Origin of the sequence: Pantoea sp. SO10 (assembly GCF_005281435.1) — a bacterium.
GTDB classification, from domain to species: domain Bacteria; phylum Pseudomonadota; class Gammaproteobacteria; order Enterobacterales; family Enterobacteriaceae; genus Pantoea; species Pantoea leporis.
Window position 1 is genome coordinate 842,750 of the sequence record NZ_CP040095.1, and the last position, 22,500, is coordinate 865,249.

Sequence of the window (22,500 nt, forward strand, 5' to 3'; positions counted from 1 at the left end):
GCACTGGCACGGTAAATAAATTTGATTAATCGATTGCGGTCACACTTTATCGTTTGGATTAAGGGCCTCTGTCAACCTCTGTTGCAACACATTGCGCATTTCCACCCCAAGCGCACGCCGCTCGCTATCGGCGAGGATGAAAAGATCCTCAACCCGTTCACCAATCGTACTGATGCGTGCGCCGTGCAGCGACACGCCCAAATCGGCGAACACTTCACCCACGCGCGCCAGCAAGCCGGGCTGATCGAGCGCGACCAATTCCAGATAACTGCGGCGGTCGGTGTGCGTCGGCAGGAAATTGACTTCGGTATCGACACTGAAATGCTTGAGGCGCGCAGACTGGCGACGCGTACGCGGCGGAACCCATTCGTTTTGCGTGATGGCTTGTTCCAGCGCCTGAATGATCAGCGGATGGCGATCAGCGGCCAGCGGGCTGCCATCCGGCTCCAGCACAATAAAGGTGTCCATTGCCATGCCATCGCGACTGGTAAAGATCTGCGCATCATGCACGCTGAGATTGCGGCGATCCAACTCGCCGGCCACCGCAGCAAACAGGTGCGGACGATCCGGGCTCCAGATAAAGATCTCGGTACCGCCGCGGGTGGCCTGCGGGCTGACCAGCACCAGCGGTTTGTTGAGATCGTGATGAATTAAATGACGCGCATGCCAGGCGAGCTGATTCGGTGTGTGGCGCAGGAAATAGTCGGCGCGGCAGCGACTCCAGATATGGTGCAAACGCTCTTCGTCGAGGTTTTCCATCCGCAGCAGCGCCAGCGCTTGCAGACGATGATGGCGCACGCGCTCGCGCAGATCCGGGCTGTTTTCCATGCCGCGGCGCAGCTGTTTTTCGGTCGCGAAGAACAGCTCGCGCAACAGGCTCTGCTTCCAGCTGTTCCACAAGCTTTCATTGGTGGCGCAGATATCGGAAACCGTCAGGCACGCAAGATAGCGTAAGCGATTTTCGTTCTGCATCACTTCGGCGAATTGCTGAATCACGGTGGGATCCTGAATATCGCGGCGCTGCGCGGTGACTGACATCAATAAATGATGGCGTACCAGCCAGGCAACCAGCTGCGTTTCGCGGGAGTTCAGTCCGTGTAGTTCGGCAAAGTCGAGCGCATCCTGCGCGCCGAGAATGGAGTGATCGCCGTTGCGGCCTTTGGCGATATCGTGCAGCAGCGCAGCCATCAGCAACAGTTCCGGCTGTGGCAGGCGCGGCCAGAGTTCAACGCACAGCGGATGCATCGGGCGCGTGGCTTCGTCGGCAAAACTCTCCAGCTTCTGCAGCACGCGGATGGTGTGCTCATCCACCGTGTAAGCGTGGAACAGATCGAACTGCATCTGACCGACGATGTTGCCCCACAGCGGCGTATAGGCCCATAACACGCTGTGACGATGCATCGGCACCAGCGCACGCTTAACCGCGCCAGGATGACGCAGAATCGCCATAAAGGTTTCACGCGCTTCAGGAATTTGACACAGCGGCTGCTTCAAATGGCGGCGCGCATAGCGCAACTGCCGCAGCGTGGTGGAGTAAATACCTTTGATGTTTTCGTTACGCACCATCACGTAGAACATGCGCAGGATGGCTTGCGGCTCACGCTCAAACAGCGTGAGATCGCGCAGGTCGATGAGGTCACCGCGAATCTGGAAATCGTCATCAATGTTGCGCGGTTTTTCAGTGGTCGACAGCGCCAGAATCGCTTCATCGAACAGCTGCAGCAGCATCTGATTGAGTTCGCCGATACGGCGCGTGACGCGGTAGAAGTCCTTCATCATGCGCTCAACCGGCTCATTGATTTCGCCCAGATAGTTGAGGCGTTGAGCGACGGTGAGTTGTCGATCAAACAGCAGACGATTGTCATAGCGTGGCAGCGTTAAGTGCAGCGCAAAGCGAATGCGCCACAAAAATTCCTGACACTCGTTGATTTCATTGCGTTCCGCTTCGGTGATAAAGCCGAAACCAACCATCTCATCCATGGTGGTGGCGCCAAAGTGACGACGCGCCACCCATTGCAGCGTGTGTATGTCGCGCAGGCCGCCGGGGCTGCTTTTGATATCCGGTTCAAGGTTGTAGCTGGTGCCGTGATAGCGCTGGTGGCGCTCCTGTTGCTCTTCAATTTTGGCGGCGAAGAAGCGTGAAGACGGCCAGAAACCATCGCTGAAGATGTTCTTTTGCAGTTCGAGAAACAGCGCCACATCGCCGGTGAGCATGCGCGATTCAATCAGGTTGGTGGCGACCGTGAGATCGGATAAGCCTTCCAGCAGGCACTCTTCCAGCGTACGTACGCTGTGACCAACTTCCAGCTTCAAATCCCACATCAGCGTTAGCAGCTCGCTGGTGCGCTGCGCGGCTGTGTCGTCCAGCGGCTGGCGGCTGAGGATCAGCACATCAATATCGGAGAGCGGATGCAGTTCGCCGCGACCATAACCGCCAACGGCAACCAGTGCGATCTCCTTCATCTGGTCAAAACCAAAGAAGCGCCACAGACGACGCAATAAGCGATCTATAAACAGCGTGCGGGCATCAATCAGAGATTCAATATCGGTGCCCGCATCAAATGCAATGCCCAGGTGCTGCTGGAATTGCTCAAGATAGTGTTTGAGCTTGTCGCGCGTCAGGGCGTCATCGGGCCAGCTGGCGGGGGAATCGGTCAGGCCTTTGTGTACTGCTTCGGTCACGCTACCACTCATCAACATGCCTCTTCATTACGCACATAAAAAAGGCCAGCGATAAGCCGGCCTGGTACTGTTAGCGAGATGATTACGCGACGTTTTCAAGCACCGCTGGAATGGTGTCGTCTTCACGCAGCGTCAGAATCTCACAGCCGTTTTCTGTCACCACAATAGTATGCTCATACTGCGCGGACAAGCTGCGATCTTTGGTTTTCACGGTCCAGCCATCCTTCATGGTGCGGATGCGGTAATCACCGGCATTGACCATCGGTTCAATGGTGAAGGTCATGCCTGCTTGCAACACCACGCCGCTATCATCCGCGTCGTAATGCAGTACCTGCGGCTCTTCGTGGAAGCCTTTGCCGATGCCGTGACCGCAATACTCGCGCACCACCGAAAAATCCTGTGCTTCGACATACTGCTGAATCGCGCGGCCCAGTTCACGCAGACGAATACCCGGTTTCACCAGACGCAGCGCGATATAGAGACTTTCCTGAGTAACGCGACACAGGCGCTCGCCCTGAATGGTGGCTTTACCGACGATGAACATTTTTGAGGTATCGCCGTGATACTCATCTTTGATCACCGTGACATCGACGTTAACCACGTCGCCATCCTTCAGCACGCGATCGTCGCTCGGAATACCGTGACATACCACTTCATTCACCGAAATACACACCGATTTCGGGAAGCCGTGATAGCCGAGGCAGGCGGAAATCGCCTGCTGCTTCTGCGTGATGTGTTCGTGACAGAGACGATCCAGTTCACCGGTGGTGACGCCAGGCACCACGTGCGGGGCAATCATCTCCAGCACTTCAGCGGCAAGGCGGCCCGCCACGCGCATTTTTTCGATTTCTTCAGGGGTTTTAATTGAAATAGCCATTAAATTAATCCGCAATCGTCGAAATTTTCGACAATAATGAGTTCTGTGGCAGTCATGTTAGCAGCCAGCAAAAGGGCTGCCAAATGGCGATTGTCTGCGCCTGCGGCGCTCAACTACTATTGGCGTATTCCTGCGCATTGTGGTATAAAGCGCGCCGACGATTCTCTGTCACCGACGTTTGGCTGGCAGGAAACGCATAAAACTCATTATGTGTACTAAAACACACATGTATCGACACATACGCCGGGGTGCCTTGAAAGAGGTCGGTCGTATGGGATACATGGAGGCCCAACCCCAAATCAAACTTTAGAGGTAATCATGGCAACTGTTTCAATGCGCGACATGCTCAAGGCTGGTGTTCACTTTGGTCACCAGACCCGTTACTGGAACCCGAAAATGAAGCCATTCATCTTCGGCGCACGTAACAAGGTTCACATCATCAACCTCGAGCAGACTGTGCCAATGTTCAACGACGCTCTGGCTGAGTTGAAAAAGATCTCTTCCCGTAAAGGTAAGATCCTGATCGTTGGTACTAAGCGCGCTGCTGCCGAAGCGGTAAAAGAGTCAGCTCTGAGCTGCGACCAGTTCTTCGTAAACCACCGCTGGTTGGGTGGCATGCTGACTAACTGGAAAACCGTTCGTCAGTCAATCAAACGCCTGAAAGATCTTGAGTCTCAGTCTCAGGACGGTACTTTCGACAAACTGACCAAGAAAGAAGCGCTGATGCGCACTCGCGAACTGGCCAAGCTGGAAAACAGCCTGGGCGGTATCAAAGATATGGGCGGTCTGCCGGATGCACTGTTCGTTGTTGACGCTGATCACGAGCACATCGCTATCAAAGAAGCAAACAACCTGGGTATCCCAGTATTTGCTATCGTTGATACCAACTCTGATCCAGACGGCGTTGACTTCGTTATCCCAGGTAACGACGATGCGATCCGTGCTGTAAGCCTGTACCTGACTGCCGTTGCCACTACCGTGCGCGAAGGCCGTTCACAGGATCTGGCTGAGCAGGCTGAAGAAGCTGCTGAAGCTTAATAAGGTTCGCTCTTTCTAAGAGCCCTTAGACATCAGATGTTATCTGTTAAGGGGGCCGTTCAGGCCCCTTTATTTTATCTAAGTCTGTCACGCTCACTACAGAGCGAGCGGGGCAGAGTAAATTTTCCGCAACAAGTTTCTGACAGTGTGTGAGCACACAGAGACGAATCGAGGATTCTGGAATGGCTGATATTACCGCTGCATTGGTAAAAGAACTGCGTGAGCGTACTGGCGCAGGCATGATGGACTGCAAAAAAGCGCTGACCGAAGCGAACGGCGACATCGAGCTGGCGATTGAGAACATGCGCAAATCTGGCGCAATCAAAGCGGCTAAGAAAGCAGGCAACGTTGCTGCTGATGGCGTGATCAAAACCAAAATCGCTGACGGCTTCGCGGCGATCCTGGAAGTAAACTGCCAGACCGACTTCGTTGCAAAAGATGGCGGTTTCCAGGCGTTTGCTGACAAGGTTCTGGATGCAGCTGTCGCTGGCAAAGTTACCGATGTGGAAGTTCTGAAAGCGCAGTTCGAAGAAGAACGCGTAGCGCTGGTTACGAAAATCGGTGAGAACATCAACATCCGTCGTATTGCTATCCTGGAAGGCGCTGAGCTGAACAGCTATCAGCATGGCGCACGTATCGGTGTGGTTGTTTCTACCACCGGTGCTGACGAAGAACTGAGCAAGCAAGTTGCTATGCACATCGCTGCGAGCAAGCCAGAATTCGTTAAGCCAGAAGACGTGTCTGCAGACGTGGTTGAGAAAGAGTACCAGGTTCAGCTGGATATCGCCATGCAGTCTGGCAAGCCAAAAGAAATCGCAGAGAAAATGGTTGAAGGCCGCATGAAGAAATTCACCGGCGAAGTTTCTCTGACCGGTCAGGCTTTCGTTATCGACCCAAGCAAAACCGTTGGCCAGGCGTTGAAAGAGAAAAACGCTGACGTCATCAACTTCATCCGCTTCGAAGTGGGCGAAGGCATTGAGAAAGTTGAAGCTGACTTCGCAGCAGAAGTTGCTGCAATGTCCAAACAGTCTTAATGGTCCGAAAGAACCGCCACAAGGCGGTTCTTTTTTGTCTGCGATTTAGTGCAGCACTTTCAGTCTCATCCCAATAGCTTTTCTCGCGGGCTTTGCGGATGATCGACCAGATTTTACTTCTCCTTTTCATCATATCTTCCAGGAAGAACTGACCATGGCGACCAACGCAAAACCTGTATATCAACGTATCCTGCTAAAACTGAGTGGCGAAGCACTGCAAGGTGCCGAAGGTTTTGGCATCGACGCGAGCGTGCTTGACCGCATGGCGCAAGAGGTGAAAGAGCTGGTTGAGCTGGGCATTCAGGTGGGTGTGGTTATTGGTGGCGGTAACCTGTTCCGCGGCGCAGGTCTGGCCCAGGCGGGCATGAACCGTGTGGTCGGCGACCATATGGGCATGCTGGCAACAGTAATGAATGGCCTGGCAATGCGTGACGCGCTGCACCGTGCGTATGTCAATGCGCGCTTGATGTCAGCGATTCCGCTGAACGGCGTGTGTGATAACTACAGCTGGGCAGAAGCGATCAGCCTGCTGCGTAACAACCGCGTCGTGATCTTCGCGGCCGGTACCGGCAACCCGTTCTTTACCACTGACTCTGCAGCCTGCCTGCGCGGCATCGAAATCGAAGCCGACGTGGTACTGAAAGCCACCAAAGTAGACGGCGTCTACTCTGAAGATCCGGTGAAAAACCCGGATGCCACGCTGTATGACCAACTGAGCTATGCAGAAGTGTTGGATAAAGAGCTTAAAGTGATGGATCTCGCCGCCTTTACGCTGGCGCGTGACCACAAGCTGCCTATCCGCGTCTTCAACATGAACAAGCCTGGCGCATTGCGTCGCGTCGTGATGGGTGAAAAAGAAGGCACCCTGATTACGCATTAATACCCGACGCGCGTTAAAATAAGGTATATTCTTTTGCCGCGATGCTCTGACATCGCGCAGCAATTAGGATGATCGATGTTTATCGATACCGCTTCCGGTTAGCCCGGAAATGGCCAGGTCAACCGAATTCAAGGGTTTCAACGTGATTAACGACATTAAAAAAGATGCAGACACGCGCATGGAAAAATGTGTGGATGCATTTAAAAACAACATCAGCAAAATCCGCACCGGCCGCGCTTCGCCTTCACTGCTCGACGGCATTGTGGTTCCTTATTACGGTACGCCAACGCCGCTGCGCCAGCTGGCTAGCGTGACGGTTGAGGATTCACGTACGTTGAAAATCAACGTATTTGATCGCTCGCTGAGCGCTGCGGTTGAGAAAGCGATTATGACGTCTGATTTGGGTCTGAACCCAAGCTCAGCCGGTAGCGATATTCGTGTGCCGCTGCCAGCGCTGACCGAAGAGCGTCGTAAAGACCTGATCAAGATCGTACGTGGCGAAGCAGAGCAGGGCCGTGTTTCTGTGCGTAATGTCCGCCGTGACGCCAACGATAAGATCAAAGCGCTGCTGAAAGACAAAGAGATCAGCGAAGACGACGAACGTCGTACGCAGGACGAGATCCAGAAAATGACCGATGCGCACATCAAGAGTGTTGATGCCGCATTGGCCGATAAAGAAAAGGAACTGATGGACTTCTGATTCCATCAACTGCTTTTCAAAACGCCGTTCAGAGACGTGTTCGACTCTGGCGGCGTTTTACATTGTGTCTGGCGCTTTTGCGGACACTCTCCACGACTTCACAGGGATAGCATGATGAAGCGATTAACTCTGCTGGGATCGACCGGCTCCATTGGTACCAGCACGCTGGCGGTGATTGCCGCAAATCCTGAACTTTATCAGGTGACCGCGCTGGTGGCTGGCCAGAATGTGGCGTTGATGGCTGAACAATGCCTGCAATTCCAACCGCGCTATGCCGCGATGTCCGACGAGATTTCCGCACAAGCGCTGCGTGAGCGACTGAAAGCACTCAACGTTAATACCGAAGTGCTCTCCGGCGTTCAGGCAGCCTGCGAATTGGCCGCGCTGGATGACGTGGATCAGGTGATGGCGGCGATTGTTGGCGCCTCAGGTTTACAGCCCACCATGGCGGCGATTCGCGCCGGTAAAACCGTGCTGCTGGCCAACAAAGAGTCGCTTGTCACATGCGGCCGTCTGTTTATGGAGGCGGTACGCCAACATCAGGTGCAATTGCTGCCGGTCGATAGCGAGCACAACGCCATTTTTCAGAGTTTACCCGCTTCCATACAGCATCAGTTGGGGTACGCTGATCTGCGGGGAAACGGCATCGAGTCGATTCTCCTTACGGGATCGGGTGGTCCTTTTCGTGACACGCCATTAGCGGATTTAGCCGGTATGTCGCCGGATCAGGCTTGTGCGCATCCGAACTGGTCAATGGGGCGTAAAATCTCCGTTGATTCGGCCACCATGATGAATAAAGGTCTTGAATACATTGAAGCCCGCTGGCTGTTTAATGCGACTGACGCGCAGATGGAGGTGATCCTGCATCCGCAGTCGGTTATCCATTCGATGGTGCGTTATTGCGACGGCAGCGTGCTGGCGCAACTGGGCTCTCCGGATATGCGGACGCCTATTGCGCACAGCATGGCGTGGCCAGCACGTATTTCTGCGGGCGTAACGCCGCTCGACTTCACGCGCATGAAGTCGTTGACGTTTTCCGAGCCGGACTACGAGCGCTATCCTTGCCTGAAGCTTGCGATTGATGCCTGTGCCACAGGTCAGGCCGCTACGACATCGCTGAATGCAGCGAATGAAGTGGCGGTGGCAGCTTTTCTGCAGCACCAGATTCGCTTTACCGATATCGCCGCCATCAACAGCGAAGTGCTGGCGTCCCTGAGTTGTCAGGAGCCGGGCAGCATTGACGAGGTGATGGAGATCGATCGGTTAGCGCGCGTGCGTGCCAATGAATTGTTACCGCGCTTTCGTTTAGCAGGTTGATAGTTCCCGCTATTTGTTCGCTCTGGGTGAAAATGGTATAGTCGCTCGCTCGCGTTTCACAGCCGACATTGTTTCGATGTCATCTGGCGTGTTTGCCGGAGTTTGCTGCAGGCGCAATGTATTCAGAAACCACAGCATTTCTGATGAAAGGAATTATTACGCGTTATGTCGTCCAACAATCACAACACAATCGATGACGAGTCGTACTGCACGCCACGTCACGTGGCCATCATTATGGATGGTAATGGTCGCTGGGCAAAAAATCAGGGCAAACTGCGTATTTCAGGCCACAAAGCCGGGGTAAAATCAGTACGCCGGGCTGTCAGCTTTGCGGTTAGCCATAAACTGGAAGCGCTCACGCTTTATGCGTTCAGCAGTGAAAACTGGAGCCGTCCGATTCAGGAAGTGACAGCGTTAATGGAGTTGTTTGTCTGGGCGCTCGACAGCGAAGTCAAAAGCCTGCACAAACACAATGTGCGTCTGCGCATTATTGGCGATATCAGTCGTTTCAATAACCGAATTCAGGAACGCATTCGCCGCGCCGAGGAACTGACTCAGCAAAATAATGGACTGACCCTAAACATTGCTGCCAACTATGGCGGCCGTTGGGATATTATCCAGGGTGCCAGAAAATTGGCCGAACAGGTTCAGGAAGGTTTACTGCGTCCTGACCAGATTACCGAAGAAAGCCTGGCTCCGTATCTGTGTATGCAGGAGCTGGCGCCAGTGGATTTAGTGATAAGGACCGGGGGAGAGCATCGGATTAGCAACTTCCTGCTGTGGCAAATCGCCTATGCTGAGTTTTGGTTTACCGATGTTCTTTGGCCTGATTTTGATGAAAACGTTTTTGAAGGTGCACTGAATGCATTCTCTACGCGGGAGCGACGCTATGGCGGTACTGCACCAGGCGGCGCCTAAGCAATTTGGGGGTAACCTTTGCTGAAGTCTCGTCTGATTACCGCGTTAATTTTGATTCCGCTGGTGATCGCTGCACTGTTCTGGTTACCCCTGTCCGGTTTTGCGATTATCACTATCATCATCTGCATGCTTGCCGCCTGGGAATGGGGGCAGTTTGCTGGCATGAAAACGCGTCAGCAACGTATCTGGCTGGCCGTGCTTTGCGGCCTGTTGCTGTCCGCGATGCTCTTTACCCTTGAACCCTATCAACGCAATCTGCACCAATTCCAGATGGAAGGCTCGCTCTGGGCATCGCTGTTGTGGTGGATTGTCGCGCTCATCTTAGTACTGTTCTATCCCGCTTCTGCCGCATTGTGGCGTCACTCACGTACGCTGCGCCTACTGTTTGGCGTGCTTACCTTGATTCCGTTCTTCTGGGGCATGATGGCGCTGCGTCAGTATCATTATGATACTGACCATTTCGCTGGCGCATGGTGGCTGCTGTTCGTGATGTTCCTTGTCTGGGGCGCAGATTCCGGTGCTTACATGTTTGGTCGCCTGTTTGGCAAACACAAGCTGGCACCGAAAGTCTCTCCGGGTAAAACCTGGGAAGGTTTCTTCGGTGGCCTATTGTCATCTGCCATCATCGCCTGGCTGTTTGCTCTGCTGGCACCGCTTTCGGTGGCGCCGGGCACGCTCATTATCTGTGCGGTGATTGCGACGCTGGCATCGGTATTGGGCGACCTGACAGAAAGTATGTTCAAGCGTGAAGCGGGCATTAAAGACAGTGGTAACTTGATTCCGGGGCACGGTGGTATTCTCGATCGTATTGATAGCCTGACTGCTGCGGTGCCGGTGTTTGCCTGCCTGCTGCTGTTGGTGTTTCGCACCCTCTGAGGATAGCTGGCGATGTTGAGTATACTCTGGAGTTTTGCCGCCTTTATCGTGGCCCTTGGCGTGCTAATTACCGTGCACGAGTTTGGCCATTTCTGGGTGGCGCGCCGCTGCGGTGTTAAAGTTGAACGTTTCTCGATTGGCTTTGGTAAAGCGCTGTGGCGTCGCAGCGATCGTCAGGGCACCGAATATGTCATCGCGCTGATCCCTCTTGGCGGCTACGTCAAAATGCTCGACGAACGCGTTGAAAGCGTTCCCGCCGAGCTGCGTCATCAAGCCTTCAACAACAAAACCGTGCTGCAGCGTGCTTCGATTATCGCAGCCGGTCCTATCGCCAACTTCATCTTCGCCATCTTTGCTTACTGGGTCGTGTTTATCCACGGCGTACCAGGTGTGCGTCCTGTGGTTGGTGAAATTCTGAACGGTTCGGTCGCTGCCGAAGCGCAAATTACCTCCGGCATGGAACTTAAAGCGGTAGATGGTATCGAAACGCCTGATTGGGATGCTGTGCGTATGGCGCTGATCGGTAAAATCGGCGACAGCGATGCCACGCTTACCGTCTCGCTATTTGGCGAAGAAGCCACGCAGCAAAAGCAATTAAATTTGCGCGATTGGCAATTTGAGCCTGATAAACAGGATCCGGTGGTCGCTTTAGGTATTCGTCCACGTGGGCCGCAGATTGAAACGACCTTAGCCGAAGTTCAGGCAAACTCACCGGCAAGCAATGCTGGTTTGCAAGCGGGCGATAGGATCGTTAAAGTCGATGGTCAGCCATTATCACAGTGGCAGGCTTTTGCGGCACAGGTGCGGGACAATCCGGGCAAAAACATGGCGCTAGATATCGAGCGCAACGGCGAACCTGTGGCGTTGACGTTAACGCCGGAAGCGAAACCGGGCAATGAAGCGGAAGGCTTCGCGGGTGTCATTCCGCGTGTGATTCCGCTGCCTGATGAGTACAAAACGGTAAGGCAGTATGGACCTTTTGCGGCGATCGGCGAAGCCAGTGTAAAAACCTGGCAGTTGATGAAGCTAACAGTCTCCATGCTGGGCAAGTTGATAATCGGGGATGTGAAGCTGAATAACCTGAGCGGGCCGATTTCGATCGCGCAGGGTGCAGGGTTATCAGCTGAGTACGGGGTGATTTATTACCTGATGTTCCTGGCGCTGATCAGCGTCAACCTGGGCATCATTAACCTGTTCCCTCTGCCGGTTTTAGATGGTGGTCATCTGTTCTTTCTGGCGATCGAAAAGATCAAAGGTGGACCGGTGTCCGAGCGAGTTCAGGACTTTAGTTATCGCATTGGCTCAATATTGCTAGTGCTGTTAATGGGGCTTGCACTTTTCAATGATTTCTCACGTCTGTAATAGCTGGAACGCATACAGGCGCGGGATGTGTTAGGAAAACGCATAACAACGATGGCGATGAAAAAGTTGCTCATAGCGTCGCTGCTGTTCAGCAGCGCCACCGTTTACGGTGCAGACGATTTCGTAGTGAAGGACATTCATTTCGAAGGTCTCCAGCGAGTCGCCGTCGGCGCGGCTCTGCTCAGCATGCCGGTACGTGTCGGTGATACGGTGAATGACGATGATGTTAGAAACACCATTCGCTCACTGTTCGCCACCGGTAACTTTGAAGATGTGCAGGTTCTGCGTGACGGTACAACCCTGATTGTTCAGGTGAAAGAGCGTCCAACCATTGCCAACATCACTTTCTCCGGCAACAAAGCGGTGAAAGAAGATCAGCTGAAACAGAACCTCGAAGCGTCTGGCGTGCGCGTTGGCGAAGCGCTGGACCGCACCACGCTCTCTTCAATCGAGAAGGGGCTGGAAGACTTCTACTACAGCGTCGGTAAATACACCGCCAGCGTCAAAGCGATAGCTACGCCGCTGCCGCGCAACCGCGTGGATCTAAAATTCGTCTTCCAGGAAGGCGTTTCAGCGCAGATCCAGCAGATCAACATCGTCGGTAATAAAGCATTTACCTCTGACGAACTGATCTCGCGCTTCTCACTGCGTGACGAAGTGCCATGGTGGAACGTGGTGGGCGATCGTAAATACCAGAAACAGAAGTTAGCGGGCGATCTCGAAACCCTGCGCAGCTTCTATCTGGATCGCGGTTATGCGCGTTTCAACATCGATTCCACGCAGGTGAGCCTGACGCCAGATAAGAAAGGCATCTACATCACCGTGAACATTAACGAAGGCGATCAGTACAAGATTGCCGGCGTGATCGTGAACGGCAGCATGGCGGGCCATTCTGCTGAAATCGAAAAGATGACCAGGATTCCAGCGGGTGAGCTGTATAACGGCACCAAAGTCACCCAGATGGAAGATGACATCAAGAAATTGCTGGGTCGCTACGGTTACGCCTATCCGCGCGTAATGACGCAGCCAGAAATCAACGATGCTGATAAAACCGTCAAGCTGCATATCAACGTGGATGCGGGCAACCGTTACTACGTGCGTAAAGTGCGCTTTGAAGGTAACGACACCTCAAAAGATTCCGTACTGCGCCGTGAAATGCGTCAGATGGAAGGTGCCTGGTTGGGCAGCGACCTCGTCGATCAGGGTAAAGAGCGTCTGAATCGTACCGGTTACTTCGAAACCGTGGATGTGGATACGCAACGTGTTCCGGGTGCGCCGGATCAGGTTGATGTGGTCTACAAGGTGAAAGAGCGTAACACCGGTACTTTCAACTTTGGTGTCGGTTACGGTACTGAAAGTGGCGTCAGCTTCCAGGTGGGCGTGACCCAGGAAAACTGGCTCGGCACCGGTAACACTGTAGGCATCAGCGGTACCAAAAACGATTACCAGACCTATGCTGAGTTCTCACTGACCGATCCGTACTTCACGGTCGACGGCGTGAGCCTTGGCGGTCGTTTGTTCTATAACGACTTCAAAGCCGATAACGCCGACCTGTCTGACTATACCAACAAAAGTTATGGTCTCGACGGTACGCTGGGCTTCCCGGTCAATGAAAATAACACCCTGCGTGTTGGTTTAGGTTATGTGCATAACGACCTGTCCAACATGCGTCCTCAGGTTGCGATGTGGCGTTATCTGGATTCGGTCGGTCGCCATCAGGGCTTAAACGATGACGGTGATTTCTCTGCAGATGATTTCACCTTCAACTACGGTTGGACCTATAACACTTTAGACCGCGGCTTCTTCCCTACGCGCGGTAACCGTACCAACCTGAACGGTAAAGTGACGATTCCAGGCTCTGATAATGCGTTCTATAAAGCGACATTGGATAGCCAGCAATATGTGCCGCTGAACCGCGATGGTACGTGGGTGGTGTTAGGCCGTGGCCGTGTAGGATATGGTGACGGACTTAATGGAAAAGAGATGCCGTTCTATGAGAACTTCTACGGCGGTGGCTCGAGCACGGTTCGTGGCTTCCAGTCCAACACCATTGGTCCTAAAGCTGCGTACCTGAACGATGGCTCGTCAAACTGTAAGATCTCTGATCCAAACGGCGTCTGTAAGTCGGACGATGCGGTTGGTGGTAACGCCATGGCGATTGCCAGCCTGGAGCTGATTACACCAACGCCGTTCCTGAGCGAGAAGTATGCGAATTCCGTGCGTACCTCGGTGTTTATGGATGCCGGTACCGTTTGGGATACCAAATGGCAGAACACTGCGGAAACACGCGCGGCGGGTGTGCCAGATTACAGCGATCCTAACAACATTCGCGTCTCTGCCGGTGTGGCACTGCAGTGGATGTCACCGTTAGGGCCGCTGGTCTTCTCATACGCCCAGCCGATGAAGAAAGTCGAGGGAGACAAGTCAGAGCAATTCCAGTTTAACATTGGTAAAACCTGGTAAGGCTCTGAGCAGGGAAGTGAAAATACCGTCTTGCATGCGTGCTGCCTGATAATGTGGCACGCTGCAAACACACACGTTGAGGTAAGGAGTTTATAGTGAAAAAGTTGTTCTGTGCTGCTGCTCTGGGTGTTGCATTAGCTGCTTCTGCGGGTGCCCAAGCGGCTGATAAAGTTGCCGTCGTAAACCTGAGCCAGGTTTTCCAGCAGTCTCCGCAGCGTGCCGCTGTTGCTAAACAGCTTGAAGGTGAATTCCAGAGCCGCGCCTCTGACCTCCAATCTCAGCAGCAGAAGATCCAGCAAGAAATTCAGGATCTGCAGCGTAATGCATCGACCATGAAAGCGAGCGACCGCACCAAGAAAGAGAAGCAAATCTCTTCTGAGCGTGCTGCCTTTGAACAAAAAGCACAGGCTTTTGACAAAGACAACCAAACTCGTCAGATGCAGGAGCGTAACAAGCTGCTGGCTAAAATCCAGACCGCTGTTCAGTCTGTAGCGAAAAGCGAAGGTTACGATCTGGTTCTGGACTCTCAGGCCGTGCTGTACTCTTCTTCTGATGCTAAAGACATCACTGCTGACGTTGTAAAACAGGTTAAATAATTGATGTCATCAATTCGACTGGCTGATTTAGCCCAGCAGTTGGATGCAGAATTGCACGGAGATGGCGATATCGTCATCTCCGGCATTGCTTCTATGCAATCCGCCACAACTGGCCAAATCACTTTTCTTGCAAACAGCCGCTACCGCGAGCAGCTCGCTACTATCCAGGCTTCAGCCGTGGTGCTGACGGAAGCGGATCTGGAGTGGTGTAAAACGGCCGCCCTGGTGGTGAAAAATCCTTACCTGACTTATGCCCGCATGGCACAACTGCTGGACACCACGCCGCAGCCCGCGCAGAATATCGCGCCCAGCGCGGTGATCGATGTAACGGCTAAGCTGGGTAACAACGTTTCGGTAGGCGCAAATGCGGTGATCGAGTCTGGCGTAGAGCTGGGTGACGACGTCGTTATTGGCGCAGGATGTTTTGTTGGTAAGCAGACGCGTATCGGTCGCGGCTCACGTTTGTGGGCTAACGTCACGATTTATCACGAAATCCAGATTGGTCAGGATTGTCTGATTCAGTCCGGCACCGTCATTGGTGCTGATGGTTTCGGGTATGCTAACGATCGCGGCAATTGGGTGAAAATCCCGCAGCTGGGTACCGTCGTGATTGGTGATCGGGTTGAAATTGGTGCCTGTACTACCATCGATCGCGGCGCGCTGGATAACACTCTGATCGGCAATGGTGTTATCATAGATAACCAGTGTCAGATTGCGCACAACGTCGTGATTGGTGATAACACCGCTGTTGCGGGTGGTGTGATCATGGCGGGTAGTCTGAAGATTGGACGTTACTGTATGATTGGCGGCGCCAGCGTCATTAACGGCCATATGGAAATCTGTGACAAAGTGACCGTAACGGGCATGGGCATGGTAATGCGCCCGATCACAGAGCCAGGCGTATATTCGTCGGGTATTCCACTGCAACCCAACAAAACCTGGCGTAAAACAGCAGCGCTGGTGATGAACATCGATGAAATAAGCAAACGCTTAAAAGCCATCGAACGTAAGGTCGGTAAAGACGACTAAACGCATCCCACGCTACTTGCTTTCATAACAAGAAGTGTACTTTCTTCCACCTTCGGTAACCCGAGAATGGCAGCAGGTATCGTAAGAAAGCGAAACGCCCCGAACTAATTTGCGGCCTGCGGAAGATCATTTTGATCGGTGCAGGCCGTGTTATTGATGCCATCAGATTTTTAGGACAGGAAGAGTATTTTGACTACTGAAACGCATACTCTGAAAATTGAAGAGATTTTAGAACTGCTGCCACACCGCTATCCTTTCTTGCTGGTTGATCGCGTGCTGGATTTTGAAGAGCATAAATATCTGCGCGCGGTGAAGAACGTTTCTGTTAACGAACCGTTTTTCCAGGGACACTTCCCTGGTAAGCCGATTTTCCCAGGCGTTCTGATCCTGGAAGCGATGGCGCAAGCGACCGGTATTCTGGCGTTCAAAAGCGTTGGGAAACTGGAACCAGGCGAACTCTATTACTTCGCTGGTATCGATGAAGCCCGTTTCAAACGTCCGGTTGTGCCGGGCGATCAGATGATCATGGAAGTGACCTTCGAGAAAACCCGTCGTGGTCTGACACGCTTTAAAGGCGTGGCGACCGTGGACGGCAAAATTGTCTGTGAAGCGACCATGATGTGTGCCCGTAGCCGGGAGGCATAATAAGTGATTGATTCAACCGCCAATATCCATCCCAGTTCTGTCATTGAAGAGGGTGCCGTCATCGGCGCCAATGTTCATATCGGCCCGTTCTGCTTTATCGGCGCTAATGTGGAAATTGGTGAAGGAACCGTACTCAAATCGCACGTGGTGGTGAACGGCCACACGCGTATCGGCAAAGACAATCAGATCTACCAGTTCGCTTCCATCGGTGAAGTGAATCAGGACCTGAAATATGCGGGCGAACCGACGCGCGTTGAAATTGGCGATCGTAACCGCATCCGCGAGAGCGTCACCATTCATCGTGGCACCACACAGGGCGGCAATGTGACTAAAGTCGGCAGCGATAACCTGCTGATGGTGAATGCTCACATCGCGCATGACTGCGTGATCGGCAATCGCTGCATCTTTGCTAACAATGCCACGCTGGGCGGTCACGTCACCGTTGATGATTTTGCGATTATCGGCGGCATGACGGCGGTACATCAGTGGTGCACCATTGGTGCTCACGTGATGGTTGGCGGTTGTTCAGGCGTCGCGCAGGATGTGCCGCCTTATGTCATTGCGCAGGGCAACCACGCAACGCCATACGGTATCAACATCGAAGGTCTGAAGCGTCGCGGCTTTAGCAAAGAAGCGCTGCATGCCATTCGCAACGCGTACAAACTGCTGTACCGCAGCGGCAAAACGCTGGATGAAGTGAAACCAGAGATTGAAGAGCTGGCGAAACAACACAGTGAAGTGCAGCCTTTCTATGACTTCTTTGCCCGTTCAACGCGTGGATTGATTCGTTAATCCATGTCAGCGCGTCCCCTAACGATTGCCCTGGTCGCCGGAGAAACCTCCGGCGATATTCTTGGTGCAGGTCTCATCCGTGCGTTAAAAGCGCGCCATCCTGATGCGCGCTTTGTTGGCGTGGCCGGTCCGCTGATGCAGGCCGAAGGCTGCGAAGCCTGGTATGAGATGGAAGAGCTGGCGGTGATGGGCATCGTCGAAGTGCTGGGACGCCTGCGGCGTCTGCTGAAAATTCGTCGTGACCTGACGCAGCGCTTCACCGAACTCAAGCCGGATGTGTTCGTGGGCATTGATGCGCCGGATTTCAACATCACGCTGGAAGGTCGCCTCAAGCGCGCAGGCATTCGCACTATTCATTACGTCAGCCCTTCGGTTTGGGCGTGGCGTCAAAAGCGCGTTTTCAAAATCGGCCGCAACACCAATCTGGTGCTGGCATTTCTGCCGTTTGAAAAAGCGTTCTACGATCGTTTTAACGTGCCGTGCCGCTTTATCGGCCACACTATGGCTGATGCGATGCCGCTGCAGCCCGATAAGCTGGCAGCGCGCCGGGAGTTAGGCATTGCTGACGAGGCGATTTGCCTTGGCTTGTTGCCGGGCAGTCGCGGTGCCGAAGTGGAAATGCTCAGCGCCGATTTCCTGCGCGCCGCGCAGCTGCTGCGTCAGCGCTATCCCACGCTGGAAATCGTGGTGCCGCTGGTGAACGCCAAACGCCGCGCGCAGTTTGAGCAGATCAAAGCGCAAGTTGCGCCAGAACTGCCGATGCATTTGCTGGATGGCAAAGGCCGTCAGGCGATGCTGGCCAGCGATGCCGCTATTCTTGCGTCTGGCACCGCCGCGCTGGAGTGCATGCTGGCGAAATGCCCGATGGTGGTCGGTTATCGCATGAAGCCGTCTACTTTTTGGCTGGCAAAACGTCTGGTAAAAACACCGTACGTTTCCCTGCCAAATCTGCTGGCCGGTCGCGAGCTGGTGAAAGAGTTGCTGCAGGACGAATGCCAGCCCGACGCGCTCGCCGCGGCGCTGGAGCCGTTACTGCACGCTGGCCCGGAGCGCGAAGCGCTACTGAAAACCTTCACCGAACTGCATCAACAGATTCGCTGGAATGCCGATGAGCAGGCGGCGGATGCGGTACTGGAGATTATCAATGGCTGAATTTATCTATCCCAACGCGCAGCGGATTGCTGGCGTTGATGAAGTAGGGCGCGGCCCGCTGGTTGGCGCCGTGGTCACGGCGGCGGTGATCCTCGATCCCGCCAACCCGATTGCCGGACTGGCCGACTCGAAAAAGCTCTCCGAGAAGCGTCGTCTGGCGCTGTATGACGAGATCACAGAGAAGGCGCTGGCCTGGAGCCTTGGTCGTGCCGAGCCAGAGGAGATCGATCAGCTCAATATTCTGCACGCCACCATGCTGGCGATGCAGCGCGCGGTCGCGGGTTTGCACATTGCACCGGACTTCGTACTGATCGATGGCAACCGTTGCCCGGCGCTGCCGATGCCCTCGCAGGCGGTGGTGAAGGGTGATAGCCTGGTGCAAGCGATCAGTGCCGCCTCGATCATCGCAAAAGTCACGCGCGATCGTGAAATGACCGAACTGGATCTGCTGTTCCCGCAATATGGCTTTGCGCAACACAAAGGCTATCCAACCGCGCTGCACATGGAAAAGCTGACGCAGCACGGCGCCACACCTCATCATCGTCGCAGCTTTGCGCCGGTGCGTAACGCCTTGATTGATGCCGACGTGCTGGCAGCCCGCCAGCCAACTACGCTTTAATAGCCTGACGCTGTTTTAACCGGAAACTGATATGGCTGAACCTCGTTTTATACATCTGCGCGTCCACAGTGATTACTCCATGGTTGATGGTCTGGCGAAAACCGGACCCTTAGTCAAGAAGGCGGCTGCGCTGGGCATGCCGGCGATTGCCATTACCGATTACATCAACCTGTGCGGGCTGGTGCGTTTTTACGGTAGCGCACACGGCGCGGGGATCAAGCCGATTATTGGTGCTGACTTCCAGGTTGCCAGCGAATTGATGGGCGATGAGCTGACACAGTTAACGCTGCTGGCGGCCAATAACACCGGTTATCAAAACCTGACCTTGCTGATTTCACGTGCATATCAGCGCGGTTACGGCATTGCGGGCCCAATCATCGATCGCGACTGGCTGCTGGAGCTGGGCGAAGGCCTGATTCTGCTGTCTGGCGGACGTCGCGGCGACGTGGGCCGCAGTCTGCTGCGCGGCAATAGCGCAATGGTGGCGCAGTGTTTAAGCTTTTATCAGGAACACTTCCCGAATCGTTATTACCTGGAATTAATGCGCACCGGTCGCGCCGATGAAGAAGCATATCTGCATGCCGCCGTCGAGCTGGCGGTGGCCGAAGGCATTCCCGTCGTTGCCACCAACGAAGTGTGCTTCCTGAATGAAGAAGATTTTGATGCGCATGAAATCCGCGTCGCAATTCATGACGGCTATACGCTGGACGATCCCAAGCGTCCACGCAACTACAGTCCTCAGCAATATATGCGCAGTGAAGAGGAGATGTGCGAGCTGTTCTCGGACATTCCGGAAGCGCTGGAAAATAGCGTAGAGATTGCTAAGCGCTGTAACGTGACGGTGCGCCTCGGCGAATATTTCCTGCCGCAGTTCCCCACCGGTGACATGAGCACTGAAGACTTCCTCGTGGCGAAGTCACGTGAAGGCCTGGAAGAGCGTATGGAATTCCTCTTCCCGGATCCGGCGGTGCGCGCAGAAAAACGCGTGGAATATGATGAACGTCTGGAGATTGAACTCACTGTTATCAACCAGATGGGCTTCCCGGGCTACTTCCTGATCGTGATGGAGTTTATTCAGTGGTCGAAGGACAACGGCATTCCCGTCGGCCCAGGCCGCGGTTCGGGTGCCGGTTCATTGGTGGCGTATGCGCTGAAAATCACCGATATCGATCCGCTGGAGTTTGACCTGCTGTTCGAACGTTTCCTGAACCCGGAACGTGTGTCGATGCCTGACTTTGACGTTGACTTCTGCATGGAGAAGCGCGATCAGGTGATCGATCACGTGGCCGATATGTATGGACGCGATGCGGTATCGCAGATCATCACCTTCGGTACCATGGCGGCGAAAGCGGTCATCCGCGATGTGGGACGCGTACTCGGTCATCCGTACGGTTTTGTTGATCGTATCTCGAAACTGATCCCGCCGGATCCGGGCATGACGCTGGAGAAAGCCTTCCTGGCTGAACCGCAGCTGCCGGAGATCTACGAGGCTGATGAAGAGGTGAAAGCGCTGATCGACATGGCGCGCAAACTGGAAGGTGTCACGCGTAACGCCGGTAAACATGCCGGTGGTGTGGTGATCTCGCCGACCAAAATCACCGATTTTGCGCCGCTCTACTGCGATGAAAACGGGCAATTCCCGGTTACCCAGTTTGATAAGAATGACGTGGAATATGCCGGGCTGGTGAAGTTTGACTTCCTTGGCCTGCGTACGCTTACCATCATCGACTGGGCGCTGAAGATGATTAACCCGCGCCGTGAAAAGCAGGGTTTGCCACCGATTGATATCGCCGCCATTCCGCTGGATGACAAGAAAAGCTTTGATATGCTGCAGCGCTCGGAAACCACGGCGGTGTTCCAGCTTGAATCGCGCGGCATGAAAGATCTGATCAAACGTCTGAAGCCTGACTGCTTCGAAGATATGATCGCACTGGTGGCGCTATTCCGTCCGGGACCGCTGCAATCGGGCATGGTAGATAACTTCATTGACCGTAAGCACGGTCGCGAAGAGATCTCTTATCCGGATATTCAGTGGCAGCACGAAACCCTGAAGCCGGTGCTGGAGCCGACCTACGGCATCATTCTGTATCAGGAACAGGTGATGCAGATTGCGCAGGTGCTGTCTGGCTATACGCTGGGCGGCGCGGACATGCTGCGTCGTGCGATGGGTAAAAAGAAACCCGAAGAGATGGCGAAGCAGCGTTCGGTGTTCCGGGACGGTGCGGAGAAGATGGGCGTCGACGGTGAGCTGTCGATGAAAATCTTCGATCTGGTAGAAAAATTTGCCGGTTATGGCTTTAACAAGTCGCACTCCGCCGCTTACGCGCTGGTTTCTTATCAAACGCTGTGGCTGAAAGCGCACTATCCGGCAGAATTTATGGCGGCCGTAATGACCGCTGATATGGATAACACCGAGAAAGTGGTTGGCCTGGTCGACGAATGCTGGCGCATGGGCCTTAAAGTGCTGCCGCCAGACATCAACGCCGGTTTGTATCCGTTCCACGTCAATGACGAAGGCGAGATCGTTTACGGCATCGGCGCGATCAAAGGCGTGGGTGAGGGCCCGATCGAAGCGATCATTGATGCGCGTAATGAAGGCGGCTACTTCAAAGAGCTGTTTGATCTCTGTGCGCGCACCGACACCAAAAAGATCAACCGTCGCGTAATGGAAAAACTGATCATGTCGGGCGCATTCGATCGTCTCGGCCCGCATCGCGCGGCTTTGATGAGTGCACTCGGCGATGCATTAAAAGCGGCCGATCAGCATGCTAAAGCTGAAGCCATCGGCCAGGCCGATATGTTTGGCGTGCTGGCCGAAGAGCCAGAGCAGGTAGAGAAATCGTACGCCAGCATCACGCCGTGGCCGGAACAAATTCAACTGGATGGCGAACGTGAGACTTTAGGTCTCTATCTTACCGGACATCCGATTAACCAGTATCTGAAAGAAATTGAGCGTTACGTCGGCGGCATGCGGCTGAAAGACATGCATCCGACAGATCGTGGTAAAGTAACCGTCGCGGCGGGGCTGGTGATCGCCGCCCGTGTGATGGTCACTAAACGCGGTAACCGAATTGGTATTTGTACCATTGACGATCGTTCTGGTCGTCTTGAAGTGATGTTATTTACCGATGCGTTAGATAAATACCAGCAGTTGCTGGAGAAGGACCGTATCCTGATCGTCAGTGGACAGGTCAGCTTTGATGACTTTAGCGGTGGCCTTAAAATGACCGCTCGAGAAGTGATGGACATCGACGAAGCGCGGGAAAAATACGCGCGCGGACTTGCTATCTCGCTGACGGACAGGCAAATTGATGACCAGCTTTTAAACCGTCTCCGCCAGTCTCTGGAGCCTCATCGTTCCGGGACCATTCCGGTGCATCTTTACTATCAGAGAGCCGATGCGCGAGCGAAGCTACGCTTTGGTGCAGCGTGGCGTATTTCGCCCAGCGATCGTTTACTCAACGATTTGCGGTCGTTAGTAGGATCGGAGCAGGTGGAACTGGAGTTTGACTAAAACAGG

At 54.0% G+C, this 22,500-nt stretch carries 18 protein-coding genes; 16 read left to right on the forward strand and 2 right to left on the reverse strand.

Features of this window, described 5'->3' with window-relative positions; genetic code table 11:
- Positions 1 to 39 precede the first annotated feature (39 nt).
- Both glnD and map read right to left on the reverse strand, forming a co-directional pair.
- Entirely contained in the window at positions 40 to 2,694 is a 2,655-nt protein-coding gene (glnD, locus tag FCN45_RS03795) for a bifunctional uridylyltransferase/uridylyl-removing protein GlnD (RefSeq protein WP_137386844.1), read from the reverse strand.
- 70 nt (positions 2,695 to 2,764) lie between these two features.
- The gene (gene map / locus FCN45_RS03800; RefSeq protein WP_008108487.1) at positions 2,765 to 3,559 is read right to left on the reverse strand and encodes a type I methionyl aminopeptidase; all 795 of its coding nucleotides are present in this window, start codon (positions 3,557 to 3,559) and stop codon (positions 2,765 to 2,767) included.
- 318 nt (positions 3,560 to 3,877) lie between these two features.
- Between map and rpsB the strand changes: the two genes are divergently transcribed.
- The 16 genes from rpsB (at position 3,878) to dnaE (ending at position 22,494) form a co-directional block, all read left to right on the forward strand.
- A complete protein-coding gene (gene rpsB / locus FCN45_RS03805; RefSeq protein WP_007893898.1) occupies positions 3,878 to 4,597 on the forward strand; it encodes a 30S ribosomal protein S2 in 720 nt (239 codons plus the stop codon).
- Positions 4,598 to 4,779: 182 nt separating this feature from the next.
- The gene (gene tsf / locus FCN45_RS03810) at positions 4,780 to 5,631 is read left to right on the forward strand and encodes a translation elongation factor Ts (RefSeq protein WP_101762048.1); all 852 of its coding nucleotides are present in this window, start codon (positions 4,780 to 4,782) and stop codon (positions 5,629 to 5,631) included.
- 154 nt (positions 5,632 to 5,785) lie between these two features.
- On the forward strand, positions 5,786 to 6,511 hold the full coding sequence (pyrH, locus tag FCN45_RS03815) for a UMP kinase (protein WP_007893903.1): 726 nt from the start codon (positions 5,786 to 5,788) through the stop codon (positions 6,509 to 6,511).
- Between the two features lie 142 nt (positions 6,512 to 6,653).
- Positions 6,654 to 7,211, forward strand: a complete 558-nt coding sequence (frr, locus tag FCN45_RS03820) for a ribosome recycling factor (RefSeq protein ID WP_036649587.1) — start codon at positions 6,654 to 6,656, stop codon at positions 7,209 to 7,211.
- Positions 7,212 to 7,325: 114 nt separating this feature from the next.
- Positions 7,326 to 8,528: a 1-deoxy-D-xylulose-5-phosphate reductoisomerase gene (gene ispC, locus FCN45_RS03825; RefSeq protein WP_206098209.1), complete on the forward strand. Its 1,203-nt coding sequence runs from the start codon at positions 7,326 to 7,328 to the stop codon at positions 8,526 to 8,528.
- 165 nt (positions 8,529 to 8,693) lie between these two features.
- Positions 8,694 to 9,446: a (2E,6E)-farnesyl-diphosphate-specific ditrans,polycis-undecaprenyl-diphosphate synthase gene (gene ispU / locus FCN45_RS03830; RefSeq protein WP_007893909.1), complete on the forward strand. Its 753-nt coding sequence runs from the start codon at positions 8,694 to 8,696 to the stop codon at positions 9,444 to 9,446.
- Positions 9,447 to 9,464: 18 nt separating this feature from the next.
- Positions 9,465 to 10,322, forward strand: coding sequence for a phosphatidate cytidylyltransferase (gene cdsA / locus FCN45_RS03835; protein WP_101762046.1), 858 nt, complete (start codon positions 9,465 to 9,467; stop codon positions 10,320 to 10,322).
- 12 nt (positions 10,323 to 10,334) lie between these two features.
- Positions 10,335 to 11,684: a sigma E protease regulator RseP gene (gene rseP, locus FCN45_RS03840; RefSeq protein WP_137385192.1), complete on the forward strand. Its 1,350-nt coding sequence runs from the start codon at positions 10,335 to 10,337 to the stop codon at positions 11,682 to 11,684.
- Between the two features lie 51 nt (positions 11,685 to 11,735).
- A complete protein-coding gene (gene bamA / locus FCN45_RS03845) occupies positions 11,736 to 14,147 on the forward strand; it encodes an outer membrane protein assembly factor BamA (protein WP_137386845.1) in 2,412 nt (803 codons plus the stop codon).
- Positions 14,148 to 14,242: 95 nt separating this feature from the next.
- Positions 14,243 to 14,743 carry an OmpH family outer membrane protein gene (locus FCN45_RS03850; RefSeq protein WP_007893920.1) on the forward strand — a complete coding sequence of 167 codons (501 nt, stop codon included), beginning with the start codon at positions 14,243 to 14,245 and terminating at the stop codon, positions 14,741 to 14,743.
- Between the two features lie 3 nt (positions 14,744 to 14,746).
- A complete protein-coding gene (gene lpxD / locus FCN45_RS03855) occupies positions 14,747 to 15,772 on the forward strand; it encodes a UDP-3-O-(3-hydroxymyristoyl)glucosamine N-acyltransferase (protein WP_137385193.1) in 1,026 nt (341 codons plus the stop codon).
- A gap of 189 nt (positions 15,773 to 15,961) precedes the next feature.
- Complete coding sequence (gene fabZ / locus FCN45_RS03860) at positions 15,962 to 16,417, forward strand: 3-hydroxyacyl-ACP dehydratase FabZ (protein WP_007893924.1); 456 nt, start codon at positions 15,962 to 15,964, stop codon at positions 16,415 to 16,417.
- 3 nt (positions 16,418 to 16,420) lie between these two features.
- Positions 16,421 to 17,209, forward strand: a complete 789-nt coding sequence (lpxA, locus tag FCN45_RS03865; RefSeq protein WP_101762042.1) for an acyl-ACP--UDP-N-acetylglucosamine O-acyltransferase — start codon at positions 16,421 to 16,423, stop codon at positions 17,207 to 17,209.
- A gap of 3 nt (positions 17,210 to 17,212) precedes the next feature.
- A complete protein-coding gene (gene lpxB, locus FCN45_RS03870) occupies positions 17,213 to 18,361 on the forward strand; it encodes a lipid-A-disaccharide synthase (RefSeq protein ID WP_101762041.1) in 1,149 nt (382 codons plus the stop codon).
- Entirely contained in the window at positions 18,354 to 18,980 is a 627-nt protein-coding gene (gene rnhB / locus FCN45_RS03875; protein ID WP_137385194.1) for a ribonuclease HII, read from the forward strand. Before lpxB ends, rnhB begins: the two co-directional genes overlap by 8 nt.
- A 31-nt stretch (positions 18,981 to 19,011) precedes the next feature.
- Positions 19,012 to 22,494: a DNA polymerase III subunit alpha gene (gene dnaE, locus FCN45_RS03880; RefSeq protein WP_137385195.1), complete on the forward strand. Its 3,483-nt coding sequence runs from the start codon at positions 19,012 to 19,014 to the stop codon at positions 22,492 to 22,494.
- Positions 22,495 to 22,500: the final 6 nt, after the last annotated feature.

Bases quoted from the DNA above. Each gene is read 5' to 3' on its own strand.
- glnD (WP_137386844.1), bottom strand. From the start codon at position 2,694: ATGAGTGGTAGCGTGACCGAAGCAGTACACAAAGGCCTGACCGATTCC.
- map (WP_008108487.1), bottom strand. From the start codon at position 3,559: ATGGCTATTTCAATTAAAACCCCTGAAGAAATCGAAAAAATGCGCGTG.
- rpsB (WP_007893898.1), top strand. From the start codon at position 3,878: ATGGCAACTGTTTCAATGCGCGACATGCTCAAGGCTGGTGTTCACTTT.
- tsf (WP_101762048.1), top strand. From the start codon at position 4,780: ATGGCTGATATTACCGCTGCATTGGTAAAAGAACTGCGTGAGCGTACT.
- pyrH (WP_007893903.1), top strand. From the start codon at position 5,786: ATGGCGACCAACGCAAAACCTGTATATCAACGTATCCTGCTAAAACTG.
- ispC (WP_206098209.1), top strand. From the start codon at position 7,326: ATGAAGCGATTAACTCTGCTGGGATCGACCGGCTCCATTGGTACCAGC.
- ispU (WP_007893909.1), top strand. From the start codon at position 8,694: ATGTCGTCCAACAATCACAACACAATCGATGACGAGTCGTACTGCACG.
- rseP (WP_137385192.1), top strand. From the start codon at position 10,335: ATGTTGAGTATACTCTGGAGTTTTGCCGCCTTTATCGTGGCCCTTGGC.
- bamA (WP_137386845.1), top strand. From the start codon at position 11,736: ATGGCGATGAAAAAGTTGCTCATAGCGTCGCTGCTGTTCAGCAGCGCC.
- lpxD (WP_137385193.1), top strand. From the start codon at position 14,747: ATGTCATCAATTCGACTGGCTGATTTAGCCCAGCAGTTGGATGCAGAA.
- lpxB (WP_101762041.1), top strand. From the start codon at position 17,213: ATGTCAGCGCGTCCCCTAACGATTGCCCTGGTCGCCGGAGAAACCTCC.
- rnhB (WP_137385194.1), top strand. From the start codon at position 18,354: ATGGCTGAATTTATCTATCCCAACGCGCAGCGGATTGCTGGCGTTGAT.
- dnaE (WP_137385195.1), top strand. From the start codon at position 19,012: ATGGCTGAACCTCGTTTTATACATCTGCGCGTCCACAGTGATTACTCC.